This window comes from Syntrophobacterales bacterium, assembly GCA_031274925.1.
In the GTDB taxonomy this organism is placed as follows: Bacteria; Desulfobacterota; Syntrophorhabdia; order Syntrophorhabdales; family Syntrophorhabdaceae; genus PNOM01.
In genome coordinates, this window is the sequence record JAISPL010000006.1 from 1 (window position 1) to 17,551 (window position 17,551).

A 17,551-nucleotide genomic window follows, 5' to 3' on the forward strand; every position below is an offset into this window, starting at 1 on the left:
TACCCCTTACTATTCCATTTTTTATAGTTCGTTCTGAGTCGTAATTCTTACACTTCGGCATGACACACCTCCAATAAGAGGAGGTGTATTATAAATATATCGCTATGTAAATATTCTCAATACGACAAAGAAAATCACCATCAAACATTGCTCAAGCGGACAATATGGGGTCGTTGAAAACGACTTCGCCTATTTCAAATGCAGCGGAGCGTTCTACCGTTAGTAATCAGTGCGGTCCCATTACGGAGCCATCGGTGACGGTTTTATAAGTTAAGTATATAATCCCCCTTTTTTTTGAAGAACAATAAAGATACAAGGGAAACAAACAGGCCATGGAGAAATGTTAAACGCGCCAAAGATACGCATGGGATAAGTACCCTTAAAGAATAACCGAACTAATCTTATAAAAATCACACGGATTACGATTATCCGGCGCTGTAAAAATTGCTCACGACGACCCTTATGGAGCCTATGATAATGATGGTTCTGGGCGTCTATTCTTTGGACTCGTTATCGCCATGTATCCGCCTATCTTCAAATTGGGAACTGTGGCCGGATAAATTCCACGCCAGTCGCGCAGGTTCCAGACCGCTTCCGCCGGATGGAGTCAGCCGGGGCAAAAGCCTGCGAGATGGCGCTCAACCCGTTTCTGCGGCCAACAGACCAAGATCTTTGATCATTTCAAGGTCGTCAGTCGTATTCCTGCCACCTGTGGTGAGGTAATTTCCCGTCATGAAGGAGTTGCACCCCGCAACTATCGCAAGAGGCAGAAGCTGTCTCAGGTTCTTCTCTTTTCCACCGCACAGTTTGATATCTTTGTAAGGAAGTATAAAACGGAAAAGAGCGATGGTTATGAGGATTTCCATCGGTGCAAGTGGTGGCGTACTGGCAAGGGGGGTCCCGTAAATGGGGTTAAGGATATTGACCGGCACGGAATCGACGTCCAACTCCTTGAGCGTCATGGCCATCTCCACCCTCTGCTCCATGGTTTCCCCGAGACCGATAATACCTCCCGAACAGACTGAAAGCCCGGCAGCTTTCGCGGCCTTTACCGTGACAATATCCTCCGCGTATTCATGGGTGCTGCAAATATGAGGGAAGAAACTCTTTGAAGTTTCGAGATTGTGATGGTATCTGAAAAGGCCCGCTTCTTTCAGCGCTACTGCCTGCTCTATGTTAAGCATGCCCAAGGAACCGCACGGCTTGATTCCGAGCCTAAGTATCTCCCCGGCAGCAGAGTAGATCGTGTTCCATTCGGCCTCATCGGCGACCGACGTGCCGCTGGTGACAATTCCAAAATAATGGGCGCCCAATTCCTTAGCTCGGTGGGCCTTTTCTATTATTTCCACCGCCCCGACAAGAGGATACACGGGGGCACCGGTCTCGTGGTGGGCCGATTGGGCACAAAACCCGCAATTCTCCGGACATATGCCTGACTTTGCGTTGATAATAGCGCAGAGGCTCACGTTCCTGCCCTTGAAATGGTCTCTCACATCCGCTGCCGCCGCGAAGAGCCGGAAAGGGTTCCTGACTCCCTCGCTATAGAGTTCCATGGCATCATCGGTATCAATCGCCCCTTGAAGGGCTTTTTCTTGCAGCCTCTCAATTCTGGAAGTCATGTGTCCCTCCAGTCCTCTCATTGTCGGCGTCGTCTGTTCCGTCGTTTATTTTCCCCCAGGCAGCGACCGCCTCCAAGGCGCGTCTCACTACCCTGTCTTTTTCCTTCTTGTTGTAATCCTGAAGGATGCCAAAGTTAACGTTCATAGGTTGAAAATCTCTCCTTTCAGTTGTGATATATTGCAAAAGGGCGCCAGTACAGCAGTATCCGGGCGGGGATTCAAAGGAGATTCCCCTAAGATACATATATGAGGAAATACCCGCGAGGAGTCCCATGGCCGTTGATTCTATGTAGCCTTCAACTCCAGTTATCTGGCCCGCAAAAAAAAGTCTTTCCATGGCCTCCATGTTAAGCCGTGGAGTGAGCACTGATGGGGCGTTGATATATGTGTTCCGGTGAACACTCCCAAGTCTCAAAAACATGGCATGCCCCAGTCCTGGTATCATTCTGAAAACCCGCTCCTGTTCCGGATATGTCAATTTTGTCTGGAAACCCACCAGGTTATACATAGTCCCTGCCGCATCTTCCCGTCTGAGTTGGACTACCGCGTAAGGCCTCTTGCCTGTTAACGGGCGAACAAGGCCGACGGGCTTCATTGGGCCATACGCAAGCGTCTTCCTGCCTCGCTCCGCCATGATCTCAACGGGCAGGCACCCTTCAAAGTAGCGTACCTCCTCAAAATCTCGCATGGCAACTCTTTCGGCGCTGATAAGAGCGTCCAGAAAGGCGTTATATTCCTCCTCGGTAAGAGGGCAGTTCAGGTAGTCATCGGTCTGGTCTGCATAGCGCGAGGCGAAAAAGGCTTTTTCCATATCCACCGACTCAGCGTCAACAATAGGGGATATGGCATCAAAAAAGAAAAGGTTCTCAAGGCCCGTAATCCCTTTTATCCGATCCGCGAGGTCCTGGCTTGTAAGGGGGCCCGTAGCGATTACCACCACACCGGGAGGTATCTCCTTCACTTCTTCCCGAATTACACGAATTAGTGGGTGAGCTTCAATCTCTTTTGTGATCTTTGCAGAGAACTCTTCCCTGTTCACTACCAGCGCCTTGCCTCCTGGGATCTGGGCACTGTCCGCTGCTCTCATAATTATGGAATCTAATGTGCGCAACTCTTCCTTGAGTAATCCGTGGGCATTGTATAGGTCTTTCGATTTCAATGAATTGCTGCATACCAATTCCGAGAGGAAAGATGTTTTATGGGCGGGTGTTGCCATATGGGGCCGCATCTCGTAGAGCGCGACAGGCTGTCCCCTCCTGGCTATCTGATACGCGGCCTCCACCCCTGCCAAGCCGCCTCCGATTACTTTGATTTCCATCCGCATTCCTTGCGCAGGCAGGAAAGGTTCTTACGGTAAAGAAAAAGCGTCGGGGCGCCGCATGCCGGACACGGACCTTCTGTTGGCTCAGCGTTCGTCGCAAAAGAGCAATCCGGGTATCGCGAACAGGCTGTAAATTTCCTCTTCATCTTGGAAACTTTTTCCACAAGCTTTCCTGTACAGCCCGCATTCGGACACAGAAAGCCAAGCGAAAAAGGCTCGGTATGTTTGCAGGAAGGATAATTGCTACATGCCAAAAACCTGCCGAACCTGCCTGACTTCTCGATCATATTTCCGCCGCACTCCACACACACTCCTTTTACTTCCTGTTCGACTACCCTTATAGCTCCACTGCTGTCCACCGTCACATTCATTTTATTCTTACACGCTGGCCTACCGCTGCATACCAGGTATTCACCGTTCTTTCCCCACCTTAGGATCATATTGCTGCCGCACTTATCGCACTTAATATCGGTCTCTTTTTCCTCTTTCTTGAGGCTTTTCATCCCTTCCTGGGCACCGGAAAGCTCTTTTTCAAAGGCCCCGTAAAACTTTTCGAGGGAATTTATCCAGTTGGCTTTCCCCCCTTCTATTTGGTCAAGTTTTTTTTCAAGTTTTGCGGTAAAATCCACATCAACTATCATAGGAAAGAAGTCTTTGAGGAGACTGTTGACGGTCCTGCCGAGAGAGGTCGGTATGAGTTTTCCCTTGTCTCTCCTTGCATAGGTACGCTCCTGGACCGTGCTTACGATGGTTGCATACGTCGATGGTCTTCCTATGCCACGTGTTTCGAGGGTCTTAATAAGGGATGCTTCGGTAAATCTCGGCGGCGGCATCGTGAAGCGCTGGTTCAGCAAGGTATCGGTGTGGGTAAGTTTCATCCCTGTTTTCATTTCGGGGAGATAGGCGGCCCCTTGTTTGTCCTCTCCGGTCTCTTCCGTGTCTGAGGCTGATTCTTCCTCATATACCTTCGTAAATCCGTCAAAGAGTACGTGAAAACCCCTTGCAACAAAAACGTAATCGGCGGCAGAAATATCTGCCACCTTTGTTTTCAGTTTCTTGTGGGTCATTTGAGACGCGACGAATCTTTTCCATATAAGGTCGTATAGAGCAAAGAGTTCTTTATCGAGATACGGTTTTGCTTTTTCCGGGGTAATATGTATGTAAGCTGGCCTTATCGCTTCGTGAGCATCCTGGGCGGATTTTCTGTTCTTGAAAATGTGGGGTGTTTTGGGCAGATAATCAGCACCATAATTTGTATTGATATACTGTCGCGCCTCGGCTACCGCTTCAGTTGAAACCCTCACAGAATCCGTTCTCATGTAAGTGATGAGACCTGTAAGGCCTTCTTCTTCCCCCATATCGACGCCCTCATAGAGTTTCTGGGCCAGTGCCATGGTTCGTTTTGGTGAGAACCGCAGTTTTCGTGACGCCTCTTGTTCAAGTCTGCTCGTGATGAAAGCCGGTTGGGGAGATACGTTCTTCTCTTTTATTTGAAGGTTTGTAATAATGAATTGTTCCTTCCTGATTGCTTTTTTAATCTCTTCGGCCTCTTTTTTTGTTGAAATTCTGATCTTGTCTTTGCCTTTTCTTTCGAGGGTAGCCCTGAACCGCTCTCCCGAAGGGAGTTCAAGGTCCGCTTCAATGGTCCAGTATTCTTCCTTGGTGAACCTCTCTATTTCTTCTTCTTTGTCACAGATGAGTCTTAACGCTACGGACTGGACCCTGCCGGCTGAAAGACCGTAACTGACCTTTTCCCACAGCAACGGACTGATTTTATATCCCACGAGCCTGTCAAGAATTCTTCTCGCCTTTTGGGCATCATACTTGGAAACGTCAAGCACCGTGGGATTATTCAAAGCGTCCAGGACGCCTTTTTTTGTTATTTCATGGAAGAGCACCCGTTTTACGTTCTTCTTTTTTCCTACCACCTCTGCAACGTGAAAGGCTATCGCTTCACCCTCCCTGTCGGGGTCTGACCCTATGTAAATATGTTCTGCATCGGAACTCACTTTTTTGATCTCGTCGACAGCTTTCGATTTTCCCTTTACGAGGACGAAATGAGGGGTAAACCCTTTATCTATATCAACGCCGATCTTGCTCTTCGGCAGATCCTTAATGTGGCCGTAAGTCGCCTTTACAGTAAAATCTTTGCCGAGAAATTTGGAAAGTGTTTTCATTTTCGTTGGTGATTCAACAATAAGCAGTGACTTGCCCATCTATCCTTTGCCTCCACAGCATTTCTTATTTCCTGATGTAAAATCCCCCGGCGACCTCGCGAATCGCATCTTTCATTTCGAGTACGGTGAGAATTGCCATTACTTCCTTTGCCGCCATTTTGCTTTTTTCTATGACCTCGTCAACATGAATCCTCCGAGGTCCGACAATGGAATAAATATAATCTTCGTTTCCATCCAGATCAATCGGTTTTTTTCGTATCACGGTAAGGCCTGGAAAACACTCGGCTATAACATCCTCAATGGAATCAACCAGTTTTGCGCCCTGCTTTATGAGGGCATTGGTCCCGGTGTATTCTTCACTGAAGATGCTTCCAGGAATAGCCATAACACTCCTTCCGTACTCAGCGCCAAGCCTTGCGGTTATGAGAGAGCCGCTCTTTTTAGCTGCTTCAATCACAAGTACACCTTTTGAAAGACCAGCAATGATCCTGTTTCTTTCCGGGAAATGGTAGGCAAGAGGTCTTTCTCCAAGGCCATATTCGGTGAGCACAGCTCCTTCTTCCCCCACTCTTTGATAAAGCCGTTTGTTTTCCCATGGATAGCAGATGTCGAGGCCGCATCCGAGAACGGCGATGGTTTTCCCCGAACCTGTAAGGGCCCCTCTGTGGGCTGCCGCGTCCACGCCTCGCGCAAGGCCACTTATGACGGTTATACCCAGAGAGGAAAGTGTATCGGCTATCTTCTCCGACAGATTCATGCTTTCTTCCGATGCCCGCCTTGATCCGACTATGGCAACAGCATTCTGCTCCAAGGATAGCGATCCTTTCTTGTAAAGCACGAGAGGGGGATCGGGAATGTTTTTAAGTAATTCAGGATAGGTATTATCTTTTATGGTGATGACTTCCGCGCCCCGCTCCCTAAGAGCGGCAAGCTCAGAGTCAATGTCGCCCCACCCCTTGAATGAGAATATCTCCTGTCTGGCTGCTCCACTGAGTGTGCCATCATCGCCCTCAAACAGGGACGCCACGTGACGGACTCCTTCCGCCACCTGTCTTTTGGCCGACCTGCTGATACTCCTGAGCCTGGAGAAAGCGATGAATGCTCTTATTTCTTCCATGCGGTTGCCTGAAATCTCCTCACGAGTTTTTACTCCTTGCTTTATCTCGGTCCCTTAAACCTGTCGACTGCAAGAGAGGCCATCGCGAATACCTCTCTGAGAAAAATGATTCTTGATCGGCCCTCTTTCCACCACCGGTCTATTTTGAACGATGATACGCCGACAGGCTTGATCAGATAGACCATCTTCCCATTGATTACTGAATCTCGGTAAAGGATGTGGTATCTCCTTGATGCGTATTCTGGAACTAGAATTATCATTTTTTTTAAACCAAGGGCAGCGAAGGCTCTCTTTGTCTTTCTTGTTTTTCCTATATCATCGCCTTCCACTTCTATTTTCCTCACCACATTATCCTTTATGCCCCTTTGCTGGGCCATCCGATGGATCGGTTCCAGAATGCTCGTGCCGAACGCCCTGTCTTCTTCCACGTAAATAATCCTCCCGTTTCCGGCCCAGTATTCTCTGAAGGCGTCAATATAAAGATCACCATCTCTGTCCTCCTCAAACCGTGGAACAAAAAGGGCATCAGAAGGGAAGATTTTGTCTTCATGTCTGAGTTGGCCGCCCATCAACTTCAAACTGATGGGATGTACGGACAGCCCGATTGCCACGAGGAGACAGACGAGAATAGACAGAAGACAACCCCGCCCGGTCTTGCCTCCTGTTTTCATGATTCTCCCTCATGGGCATCCACCACCTCCGTGCCTGCAACCAGATCGTGAAAAGTGATTCCTCGAAAGACTACCGCCATGAAAAAGCCGAAGAAGCAGACAGACGCTGACAGCACGTAACCGACAGCCCTGACGAGGGATCTGAAAAACCCCAGTCCTTTTGCTGCACCCCCTAATTCGCTCCTTATCACTCTTATACTCAGCATATTCTTTCCGATAGTCATCCCCGGTCCCATTGTAAGAAAGGTAAAGTAAAAGAGAAAGAGAAGTGAAGAAAAAACAAGGCAAAACAGGAGAACAGCGGAAAAACTGAGGAATGTCAGACCACCCGACCCTGCGCTGTAACCTGCCAGGGCGGCAACAGCCGTCATGCCCGAAAAGAAGGCAATAATCGAAAGATCAATTAAAAACGCAACAAATCTTGCAAAAATAGAGGCTCTTCTCATCTCTTGCTGTATTCATGAAGGATTATAGAGAGTACTACAAGGGGGGTTGTTTCGGACCTGAATATGCTTTCCCCCAAGGTGCATGTACTAAAGCCATTCTCTTTCAGCCATTCTACCTCGAATTCTTCAATACCGCCCTCGGGACCAACAGCCACGCATATCTCCCCATCCCTCTGAGTGGAGACAAGGTCTTTCATGGTTGTTTCTTTCTCTTTCTCGTAAAAAACCCAGCGGTTGCCTGCTTGAGCAACATGAGGGATAATATCTCTCAAGGGAGTCGGTTCGGTAACCTCAGGAATAGAGAAGCGTCCTGACTGCCGCGATGCCTCAATGGCAATTCTCTTCCATCTCTCATACTTTTCCTTTTCTTTCTCTTTCGGTCTCACGACACTTCTTTTGAAAATAGTCGGAACTATCCTGTCCACCCTCAATTCGGTGGCTTTCTCGACAAGCCAGTCCATACGCGGGCCTCTGATGGGACTCGCGCAGAGAGTGACACCTGGTCTCTTTTCCTCTGCCTTGTGTTCAATATCAAGAACATTGAGATAAAGCTCTTTTCCCTTAATCGCGTTAACAACACAACAATAAAGACATCCGTTCCCGTCGACGAGATCAATCCGCTCTCCTGCCGTTTTTCGCAGTACGGTCACTATATACTTACGCATCGGGCCCGTAAGGAGAGCCAGACCGTTATTCATCTCAAGTTTGTCTACAAAAATTCTTCTGATCTCCATACTTATCTTTCGGGCAGTCTGTAAAAATAAGACTCATAGAGCCTGTGGTATTCCGACCACCTCTCGTTTTCCATGCTATTTTTTAGATGTTCCCTGACACCCATTACCTTTGCATCAAGATTATCCAGGTAATGGACAATCAGTGCCTCAATGCACATGGGCTTCTTCGGCGAACCCCATTCTTCAACCCCGTGGTGGCTAACAATAATATGAGAGAGAATATCCGCGAGATCCTGGGGGAAATTTTCGACCTCCTTGATGAGTGTTTCGAGTATTATTACGCCGAGGGCTATGTGTCCGAGCAGTCTGCCCTTATCCGAATGTTTAAACGCTCCGTGTAATTGTATTTCTTCCACCTTGCCGATATCGTGGAGAAGGCATCCGGTCACAATCACATCCCGGTTGCCGCCGAGAACCGTTGCCGCATGTTTGCCCATCTTTGCCATGGAAACCGAGTGCTCCATAAGCCCCCCCATATGCAGATGATGCACCCCTATTGAAGCGGGAAAGAGAGAATACCGCTCCATCAGATATCCTTTCATCTCAAGAACCTTGAAGAGCGCAAGAAGATGGGGATTCTGTATTTCCGAAATAAGAGTCTCATATTCCTTCCTGAGATGTGTCGTTCCCTGCTCGTATCCGGGATAGAAATCCTTCATTTCTGCAAGGCCCATCTCTTCCTCAATCTTCCTGATATCCGTTATGGTCAACTGTGGTTTTTGCTGGTACATCCGAATCCTGCCCCTGACCTGGACAAGATCGTTTTTCTGGAAAAGCCCGCTCAGCGTTTCTACTCGGTCCCAGACTCTTCCTTCAATAGTTCCTGTCTTATCCCGTAGTTCGACGGTCATGTACCTCGTATTGGCTTTACTTGTAAAGACCCCCTTTTTGACCACCACAAAAAAATCATTTATCTCAATGTTTTCGGTATTAATATCAGAAACATACATTTGCTTCTTCATCTTCAGTCTCCAAAATGCTCATAGCCTTTCGACATAACAGGCATAAAATTGCCATCCCGGAATAATTTTACCCCTCTCCCTTTTATTACCCGGCCGATGACTGAGACGGGCAACCCTTTTTGCTGAAGTTCCTCAATCGCGGCAAGTTTCGCAGGATGGAAGGAAAAAAGAAACTGGTAATCTTCTCCGCCAGATAGAGCGAAGTGTTCTTTTCCTTTTCTCACTAATTCTCTGGGGACAGGCAGACGTTCAAAATAAACGTGAGCACCCTTCCTGCTCTCTTTCATCATCCTTTCCAGGTCAATAATCAAACCGTCGCTTATGTCCATCATGCCGGAGGGTATTCTCCGGTCAATCAGTTCTTTCCATACCCCGTAGGGCGGCTTGGGATTTACATATCGTTCGATGAACCTGCTTTTTTTTCTCCTGATACCTTTTTTTAGAAGATAAAGTCCGTACGCGCTTTCTCCCAGAAAGCCCGTAACTCCTATCAGGTCGCCCTCTTTGGTTCCGTCACGGCCAAGATAGTGATCAGTGACAAGCTTACCTACAGCGGAGATGTCGATGAAAAAGTCCGACTTTGTCGCCGAGGTATCTCCACCAATAAGACTCACGTTGAACTCCCTTGCCACCTGCATCATGCCTGCATACAGTTGCCTGATGTCATCGTAGGACATGCTGCCCGGTATTCCTATGGTTACGAGAAAATAGAGAGGAATGGCTCCCATGGAGAAAATGTCGGAAATATTGACGTACAGTGCTTTCTTCCCCACCGCTCGGGCATCCATAAAAGCAAATTCAAAATGGACGTGCTCAACCACGGTATCCTGAACAAATACATATTCGCCCCGGGACATTCCCACGACCGCCCCATCATCCCCGATACCACGGATTATCTTTTGGCTCTTTTTTTCGAATCTCTTGAGCCGCCTTATAAGCTCATTTTCAGGTATTTCCATGATTAGTGAAAGATAATAACAGTTTATATCCCCTTTTTCAAGGCAGATAAAGGGAGGAGAGACGAGTCGTGGCGGATCGCTCGGAAAATAAATTGTATAAAATATGATTCACGAAATAACTTGACATACACCGGCGCGGGCACAGGTGTGCGCTTTGGACGCCAATCGAAAAGCTCCCTGACAGTTTCTAAGGATTTGGCGAAACGGTGGGAACTTGGGAAAACTGACGATTGAATAAGTCTTGAAACAGGCAGACATGAAAGAAACCACATTTTGCTCCCGGCCTCGGGGATGCCCTGATCAAATCGTAATTTAAGAGGCGACCGCACCGCAACTACAGAGACTACAGACACTACAGATCGGAATGCCACTTATTGTAGATACTCATGGCCTTTTCCTTGCCCTCAAAGATAAACGTATGAGCCGCTTCAGCGGCCCTATCAAGAGCGTCGGTAAGGTCATCAAGCTCCGACTTCCGGAAACGGGAGAGAACATATTCTTCCGGGAGCATGGTAGGGTCCCTGCCAATTCCGATCTTCATCCTGAAGAAGAGTGGGGACTGGAGGGCATCGGCCACCGATCTGACCCCTTTGTGGCCTGCATCCCTGCCATTCCATTTGATTTTCAATTTTCCGAATTCCATGTCAAGATCGTCCTGAATCAAGAGCATGTCTCCAAGGGAAATCCCTTTCTCTCTGATCAACCGGGAGACAGGACCGCCTGAAAGGTTCATGTAGGTATCCGGCTTGGCAAGGATTACGTCGTTATTCATACCCACTATGCAACCGCACAGTTTCTTGTTCACGGAGATATGGTATTTCTCAGAAAATCTGTCGATTGCAAGATAACCGAGGTTATGCCTCGTGTGCGCATACTCGCTTCCCTTGTTCCCGAGTCCACATAGGAGAAACAATAAGGCCTTACTCCTTCTCTTCAGTCTCCGCCTCAGGCGCCCCCACCACTTTCTCTTCAACCCCTCCATGAGCGACGGTTACGATCGCCACATCTCCCCCTTCCAGCACTTTAATCCCTGACAGGGAAACCTGGCTTACGTGGAAGGAATCGCCGATGTCGAGGTCGCTCACATCAATCTCCAGCGCTTCCGGGATCTGGGTCGGCAGGCACTCAATCCTGATGGTCCTGAGATGCTGTTCAACGATGCCGTCATTCAACATGCCTTTGGCTTCACCTTTCAGATGAACGGGGATTTCCACCTCAATCGTCCTGGTCATGGACACCTGCAGGAAATCTATATGAAGCACTTTGTCTCCCACAAACTCTCTCTGAATCTCTTTGATCATTACGGGTCGATGCTCAGCTTTTCCTGCAATGGTGAGTTCCATATCGAGAATCGCGTTTCTCTTCATATGTCTGCCGAGCACGCTCCACTCTCTTGCCGAAACGGCAATGGAAAGAGGATCTACATCTTTGCCGTAAATAACGGCCGGGATCTTCCCCTCATTTCTGAGTTTCCGAGCTACGGACTTTCCTGTATCAATTCTTTTTTCCGCCTTTATGAGGGCTTGGTCCATTGAATCCTCCTTGACTTCACACTATATAAACAATGAACTTACCGATTCATTGCTGTGTATTCTTTTGATTGTTTCTCCCAATATGGGAGAAACATCAAGCACCTTTATCTTCTTCAGTCTCTTGCCTGCCGCTGAAAGTGGTATGGTATTTGTGACTACCAACTCTTTCAGGGGGGACTTCTCAATATTTGTCACCGCAGTCCCCGAAAGGACCGGATGGGTACAGCAGGCATAGACTGCGGAGGCGCCGTTCTCCAATATCTCTATCGCCGCCTTGACAATGGTTCCCCCTGTATCCATCATATCATCAAGGATTATGGCAACCTTGTTTTTTACATCACCGATGACATGCATTACCTTTGAATGGTTCGCCCTCTCTCTCTGTTTGTCAATTATTGCGAGAGAGGCATTCAACCGCTTACCCATTTCCCTCGCCCGCTCAACGCCTCCCGCATCAGGAGAGACAATCACTATCTCACCTTCAATCTTCTTCACATATTCTAATAATACCGGAAGAGCCAGCAGGTGGTCCACAGGAATATCAAAAAAACCTTGAATCTGGCCCGCATGAAGGTCCATAGCAAGAATTCTGGAGATACCGGCCGTTGCGATGAGGTTCGCCACGAGCCTCGCTGATATGGAGGTCCTGGGAACTACTTTTCGATCTTGTCTCGCATATCCGTAATAGGGTATAACCGCCGTTATTCTGCCTGCTGAGGCCCTCTTCAATGCATCAATCATTATCAGTAATTCCATAAGGTTATGACTCACAGGAGGACATGTGGGCTGTACTACAAAGGTATCCATACCCCTTACGCTCTCATTTATCTCCACCTGGATCTCTCCGTCGCTAAACTTGCTGACGTTAGCCTCTCCCAGCGGCACCCCCAGGAATTTACATATTTTCTCCGCAAGCGGTGCATTCGCATTACCCGTAAATATTTTGAGCTTGTCCACTTGGACCCTCCTAAATAATAATTCTGGGGCGGGAGGATTCGAACCTCCGAATGCAGGCTCCAAAGGCCTGTGTCTTACCGCTTGACGACACCCCAATCAGCATATCTTTATCTATTCTATCTGCACCCTGGCGGTCTCGGTTTGATACGATACGCCTCACGCATGGTCGCTCTATCTGTTACCGCATCAAACTATTTTAGAAAGTAACAGTATCTTCAGAAGAACCGTCTTTCATCTTCTTACGCGGTATAGTCACGAAGAGTTTGTTATACCCATTGATATCTCTTATAATAAAATAGTCGTCCAAGACACCCATGCATAGACCGTTGCTTTATTCTCATCTGCAGGAAATATCTTGACCGCCATTACATCAATATGGCTCCCTATATGCTGTGAGTCACAAATAGGCTGCCCATACCCTCCAATGATTTCAACGCATTCCTTGCTTTCTCTTCGTTCTCAAAAATCCCAAAGACCGAAGAACCGCTTCCGCTCATCAATGCACCAACGGAACCGGAATCCATCAGCCTCGCTTTTACATTCTTGATTGTAGGGCATATGAGCGTTCCGACTTTTTCCAGGTCATTCTCCAAAATCCGTGAAACGTCGTAAGCGGTAGCCAGATTTCCAGTCAATTTAATATCATTTTCCCCTTTTGTCAACACGATTTTTAGTCGTTTGTAGACCTCGGCAGTCGAAAGAATCGTGTCCGGATAAACGACCAGATACCAGAGGCGTGGCAGTGAAACCGGCGTTATCCTCTCCCCTATCCCTTCCATAAGACACGATCCACCGTGTATGAACAGCGGTACGTCCGCGCCTATTTCGGCGCCAAGCCCCATGAGTACATCATCGTTTATTTGCAGTTCCCACATCATATTTAGAGCCTTCAGCGTCGTTGCCGCGTTACTGCTTGGTCCGCCCAGACCGCTACCTATGGGGATGTTTTTCTCAATAAATATTTTGACCCCCCGCGTAATGCCATACTGCTTCCTGAGGAGTGTAGCAGCCCGAAAGACAGTATTCTGCTCTCCCTCGGGGAGCAGTCCCCTGTCATCTTTTACTATGACTTTCCCTGATGGTTCTTCCTTGATGTGGAGAATATCATAAAGAGATATGACATCTACCACGCTGAACAGATTGTGATAGCCATCCTCTCTCTTTGAGAGTACCTTGAGCATGAGATTCACCTTGGCAGGCGATGCGCAACTCAGCTTCATGTTTTCTCCTTCAAAACAATATCAACTCCTGGCCGCTTCTTTTGAAAGCCTTACTTCACTAAATACCGCGAACGGCTTCGACCTGGTATTTGTCCATACCGAATTCCGGATTCGCGATAATGTTGATCTTGGTCTTGTATGTATCTTCAAGATTCTCTAAAGAGCACTTCTCTTCCTCATAAAGGAGGCTTACCACTTCAGGCGACAAATATACATTATAAACTTTGCCCTCTTCTTTCCGGCACGCACTCCTCAACTCCCTCAACACTTCGTAACAGACCGTATACCGCGACTTGACGTATCCTGAACCCTCGCAATTGGGACAGACCTCCGATAGCAGGGTCACAATATTGTGACGGGTCCGTTTCCGCGTAAGTTGCACAAGACCAATTTCACTTATAGGATACGCGAAAGTCTTGATCCTGTCCTTCTTCAACGCCTCTGTCAGGGATTGGAACACCGTCTCTCTCGATTCCTTCCTTTCCATATCGATGAAATCTATAATTATGATACCACCGATGTTTCGCAATCTTATCTGGTAGGCAATTTCTTTCACTGCTTCAAGATTGGTTCGGAGAATCGTATCTTCAAGATCTTTTTTCCCGAGATACCGGCCAGTATTCACGTCGATGACGGTAAGAGCTTCCGTGTAATCAAGAACAATATACCCGCCTGACTTGAGCCATATCTTCTTTTGCAGGAGTTTCGCAATCTCAATCTCGATCCTGTACATTTCGAAAATGGGGTCTTTCTCTCCGAAATAACTGAGTTCACACGCCTGATCGGGGAGAAGCTCCTGGAGAAATACTTGTATCCGCTCGTATATGTAAGGGTCATCTACGACAATCTTTCTCAGATTGTGAGAGTGGAGATCCCTGATAACACGAAATATGATACCCAGGTCCTGGTGAAGGATGGATGGCGCCCTCAAATGTTCTGCTTTCTCCTGTATGCTCTCCCATACTCGTCTCAGAAAATTGAGGTCACTCTCCATCTCCTCCTTGGTTTTAAATTCGGAGGCCGTCCTTGCGATAATGCCAAAACCTTTGGGGCATATCTCTTTAAGAATCGTGGCCAGCCTCTTTCTTTCGTCCTCCTGCTCAATTCTCCTGGACACCCCCACATGCTCGGTGGACGGCATAAGGACGACAAGCCTTCCTGGAAGCGTTATCTTTGAGGTAACCCTAGTCCCTTTCTGCCCTATCGGCTCTCTTGAAACCTGAACGATCAGTTCCTGGCCTTCCTCAAGTACACCCTCAATCCGCTCCGGATTCTCCGCCATGGGTACGCCTGAATTTTCGAATTCCTCATACATCATCCTGTCGAGTATTATGTCTCCCACATAAAGGAACGCGGATTTTTCGAGTCCTATATCTACAAACGCTGCGTCCATGCCAGGAACTATCCTGGCGACCCTGCCTTTGTAGATGCTCCCCACCATGCTACTATCATTCTTCTTCTCTATAAAAAATTCTACAAAAGCCCCGTTCTCAAGAAACGCTATTCTTGTCTCGCTGAACGTTACGTTAATTATCAGTTCCGATGCCATTGATCCTTTTCGCCTCCATCTTAATAATGCGCGCAAATACCCCGTTCTTCCACAAATCCCTTATACCCTTTCTTTCCTTCGAAAGATAAAAATACCTCGCCCCCCTGACCTTCCATTGGGATTCCTCCATATCAACGGGTTTATCCGAAATGAGCAGATATATACATTCCCGAGCCATGTTCTGCAGCCGGCCTGAACCCCACTCCAATATTCTTATGCCTCTCGGCAGCCTTCCGTTAATTCCCCTGATCAGGGTTTCGCTCGGAAAAATTACACCGTCACTTTCAAGCTCAATCAATTCACACATGCTCTCCATACCCATAGGAAGGGCTTCGGACATGGAAATCTTCGGCATGGGGTGGTATTTACGGTGCATTTTTATGTGAATGCCAGCCGACCTGAAGGCCCTGAGCAGGATTCCCATAGTGTCGAGATGCCCTATGTAGCGCGCATCCCCGTATTTCCCATATCTGAACGTGAACCTGTAGGAGATCGGCTCACCGCGTTCCAGGCGGTACACCTGGTCCTGGGCTTCAGTCTCAAAGGATGGGATAATTACATCGTGCGCTTCTTTATTCCTCATTGAACGGAACTCCCCGCAGCCCATGCCGCACATGGCACATTCTTCGTAACAGTCCTGGGTTGTCCGAGCCACATCTGCCTTCTCAGCCTCCCTGAGAAGAAACTCCTCTTTGACCCCCATTTCGATAAAAGACCAGGGCAACTGTTCACCTAGAGGCCTCCTGCCCAGATACCGCCCCTTCTCCATGCCCTCATTCCTGAACCATTCGTCGTATAACTCTGGCCTGAAGAATTCTCTCCATGCTTCCAGTTTTGTACCTTTTCCGGCAAGATACTTAAATAGAGGGAAAAGATATTCATCTCCCCGTGCAATAAGCGCCTCCACGGTACTCATCTTTATATCTCTGAATTTGACGGTCACATTCTTTTTCCTCAATGATTTCTTCACCATCGCCATCTTTTCGGCCAGCAAACCTTCGCTTTCCATGGGAAGCCATTGATAAGGCGTGTGGGGCTTCGGAATAAAGGGAGAGACCGCGAGGTTAATACTTATACCTTCCTTTGCGAAAGGCTCCGTCAACTCCCGTATATTTAAAATGTCTTCCTCCTTCTCCCACGGAAAACCTACCATAAAATACAGCTTCAGTTTTCTCCAACCGTATTTCTTTAAGATTGGAAGAACCGTTATGAGGGAGTTAAAATCAATATTCTTATTGAGCCTGCATCTCATCTCCAGCGACGCAGACTCGAGAGCAAAGGTGAAACCTGTCCGGGCTATATCTCCAATTACCCTTATCTCCTCTTCCCCGATGCTCCCTATTCTGAGTGAGGGCAGCGCTATCGACACACCTCGGTGTCTCTCCTTGATGTATGAGATAGTCTGAAAGAGGGCGCTGTAATCGCCTGAGCTCAGGGAAAGGAGCGAAATTTCCTCGTAACCTGTCTCGCGTATCGCCCTGTCTATGATTCCCGTCACGTTCCCAAAAGACCGTTCCCGATAGGGTCTGTAGCCGAATCCTGCAAGACAAAATCTGCATCCGTTGCCGCATCCTCTCGACACCTCTACATTCAGTCTATTATGAATACTTCCCACTATGGGGATAGGCGGTCGCACCGGATGGATAGACTTGTCAAGATCTCCCACGAAAAGTCGTCTTACACTATCTTTCGGAAAGAGAGGAGAATATACACCCTCCAGAGAACCCAGTTGCCTGATAATCTCTTCTCTGGCCAGTCCCTTTAAATCTCCAAGGACTTGAAGGATGCTCACGAGCGCTTCGTCAGCCTCCCCGATCACAACTATGTCGAAAAATTGTTCGAAGGGTTTGGGGTTGAGCATAAGAGGTCCGCCACCGATCACTATGGGTCCGCAGGTCCTTTCTGAGGAACATAGAGGGATATGGGCCAGAGCCAGCATGTTGAGCACGTTGGTAATATTCAATTCATAAGACAGGGAAAACCCCACTGCATCCATAGCCCCGAGCGGCGTATGTGACTCCAAGGTCATAAGAGGGATGCCGTTCTGTCTCAAATAGGCATCCATATCGATCCATGGTGCAAAACACCGCTCACACCATACATCCTCGCGGGAATTCATAAGTTCATAGAGGAGAAAGAGACCATAATAGGACATCCCCACCTCGTAGATATCAGGATAACAAAGGGCGAACCTCACTCTCACCCGGTCCGGGTCTTTGAGTCTGACATTAGGCTCTATGCCCGTATACCGGGCGGGTTTTGTTATATGCTGCGGTATATTCATTCT

At 48.0% G+C, this 17,551-nt stretch carries 15 protein-coding genes and 1 tRNA gene; all 16 read right to left on the reverse strand.

What is annotated here, in order from left to right; translation table 11 throughout:
- Positions 1–638: 638 nt before the first annotated feature.
- The 16 genes from bioB to LBQ00_00900 all read right to left on the reverse strand — a co-directional run bounded on the left by bioB (position 639) and on the right by LBQ00_00900 (position 17,548).
- A complete protein-coding gene (gene bioB, locus LBQ00_00825) occupies positions 639–1,619 on the reverse strand; it encodes a biotin synthase BioB (protein MDR2017420.1) in 981 nt (326 codons plus the stop codon).
- Complete coding sequence (gene trmFO, locus LBQ00_00830) at positions 1,603–2,943, reverse strand: methylenetetrahydrofolate--tRNA-(uracil(54)-C(5))-methyltransferase (FADH(2)-oxidizing) TrmFO (GenBank protein ID MDR2017421.1); 1,341 nt, start codon at positions 2,941–2,943, stop codon at positions 1,603–1,605. The genes bioB and trmFO overlap by 17 nt, the downstream gene beginning before the upstream one ends.
- Positions 2,922–5,156 (reverse strand): type I DNA topoisomerase, encoded by a 2,235-nt coding sequence (gene topA / locus LBQ00_00835; protein ID MDR2017422.1) that lies wholly within the window; start codon positions 5,154–5,156, stop codon positions 2,922–2,924. The genes trmFO and topA overlap by 22 nt, the downstream gene beginning before the upstream one ends.
- Before the next feature lie 25 nt (positions 5,157–5,181).
- On the reverse strand, positions 5,182–6,234 hold the full coding sequence (gene dprA / locus LBQ00_00840; GenBank protein ID MDR2017423.1) for a DNA-processing protein DprA: 1,053 nt from the start codon (positions 6,232–6,234) through the stop codon (positions 5,182–5,184).
- 41 nt (positions 6,235–6,275) lie between these two features.
- Positions 6,276–6,905, reverse strand: coding sequence for a hypothetical protein (locus tag LBQ00_00845; protein MDR2017424.1), 630 nt, complete (start codon positions 6,903–6,905; stop codon positions 6,276–6,278).
- Complete coding sequence (locus LBQ00_00850; GenBank protein MDR2017425.1) at positions 6,902–7,351, reverse strand: RDD family protein; 450 nt, start codon at positions 7,349–7,351, stop codon at positions 6,902–6,904. Before LBQ00_00850 ends, LBQ00_00845 begins: the two co-directional genes overlap by 4 nt.
- Positions 7,348–8,085, reverse strand: a complete 738-nt coding sequence (locus tag LBQ00_00855) for a 16S rRNA (uracil(1498)-N(3))-methyltransferase (GenBank protein MDR2017426.1) — start codon at positions 8,083–8,085, stop codon at positions 7,348–7,350. Before LBQ00_00855 ends, LBQ00_00850 begins: the two co-directional genes overlap by 4 nt.
- Positions 8,086–8,087: 2 nt before the next feature.
- Complete coding sequence (locus LBQ00_00860) at positions 8,088–9,047, reverse strand: HD domain-containing protein (GenBank protein MDR2017427.1); 960 nt, start codon at positions 9,045–9,047, stop codon at positions 8,088–8,090.
- Between the two features lie 2 nt (positions 9,048–9,049).
- A complete protein-coding gene (gene thiL, locus LBQ00_00865) occupies positions 9,050–10,006 on the reverse strand; it encodes a thiamine-phosphate kinase (GenBank protein ID MDR2017428.1) in 957 nt (318 codons plus the stop codon).
- Between the two features lie 352 nt (positions 10,007–10,358).
- Positions 10,359–10,979, reverse strand: coding sequence for an aminoacyl-tRNA hydrolase (gene pth, locus LBQ00_00870; GenBank protein MDR2017429.1), 621 nt, complete (start codon positions 10,977–10,979; stop codon positions 10,359–10,361).
- A complete protein-coding gene (locus tag LBQ00_00875) occupies positions 10,927–11,538 on the reverse strand; it encodes a 50S ribosomal protein L25 (GenBank protein MDR2017430.1) in 612 nt (203 codons plus the stop codon). Before LBQ00_00875 ends, pth begins: the two co-directional genes overlap by 53 nt.
- A gap of 21 nt (positions 11,539–11,559) precedes the next feature.
- On the reverse strand, positions 11,560–12,495 hold the full coding sequence (locus LBQ00_00880) for a ribose-phosphate pyrophosphokinase (protein MDR2017431.1): 936 nt from the start codon (positions 12,493–12,495) through the stop codon (positions 11,560–11,562).
- A 23-nt stretch (positions 12,496–12,518) separates the two neighbouring features.
- Positions 12,519–12,590 (reverse strand) — tRNA-Gln (locus LBQ00_00885).
- Between the two features lie 288 nt (positions 12,591–12,878).
- Positions 12,879–13,715: a 4-(cytidine 5'-diphospho)-2-C-methyl-D-erythritol kinase gene (ispE, locus tag LBQ00_00890; GenBank protein MDR2017432.1), complete on the reverse strand. Its 837-nt coding sequence runs from the start codon at positions 13,713–13,715 to the stop codon at positions 12,879–12,881.
- Between the two features lie 58 nt (positions 13,716–13,773).
- Positions 13,774–15,264 (reverse strand): Rne/Rng family ribonuclease, encoded by a 1,491-nt coding sequence (locus tag LBQ00_00895; protein ID MDR2017433.1) that lies wholly within the window; start codon positions 15,262–15,264, stop codon positions 13,774–13,776.
- Entirely contained in the window at positions 15,242–17,548 is a 2,307-nt protein-coding gene (locus LBQ00_00900; protein ID MDR2017434.1) for a TIGR03936 family radical SAM-associated protein, read from the reverse strand. Before LBQ00_00900 ends, LBQ00_00895 begins: the two co-directional genes overlap by 23 nt.
- Positions 17,549–17,551 lie beyond the last annotated feature (3 nt).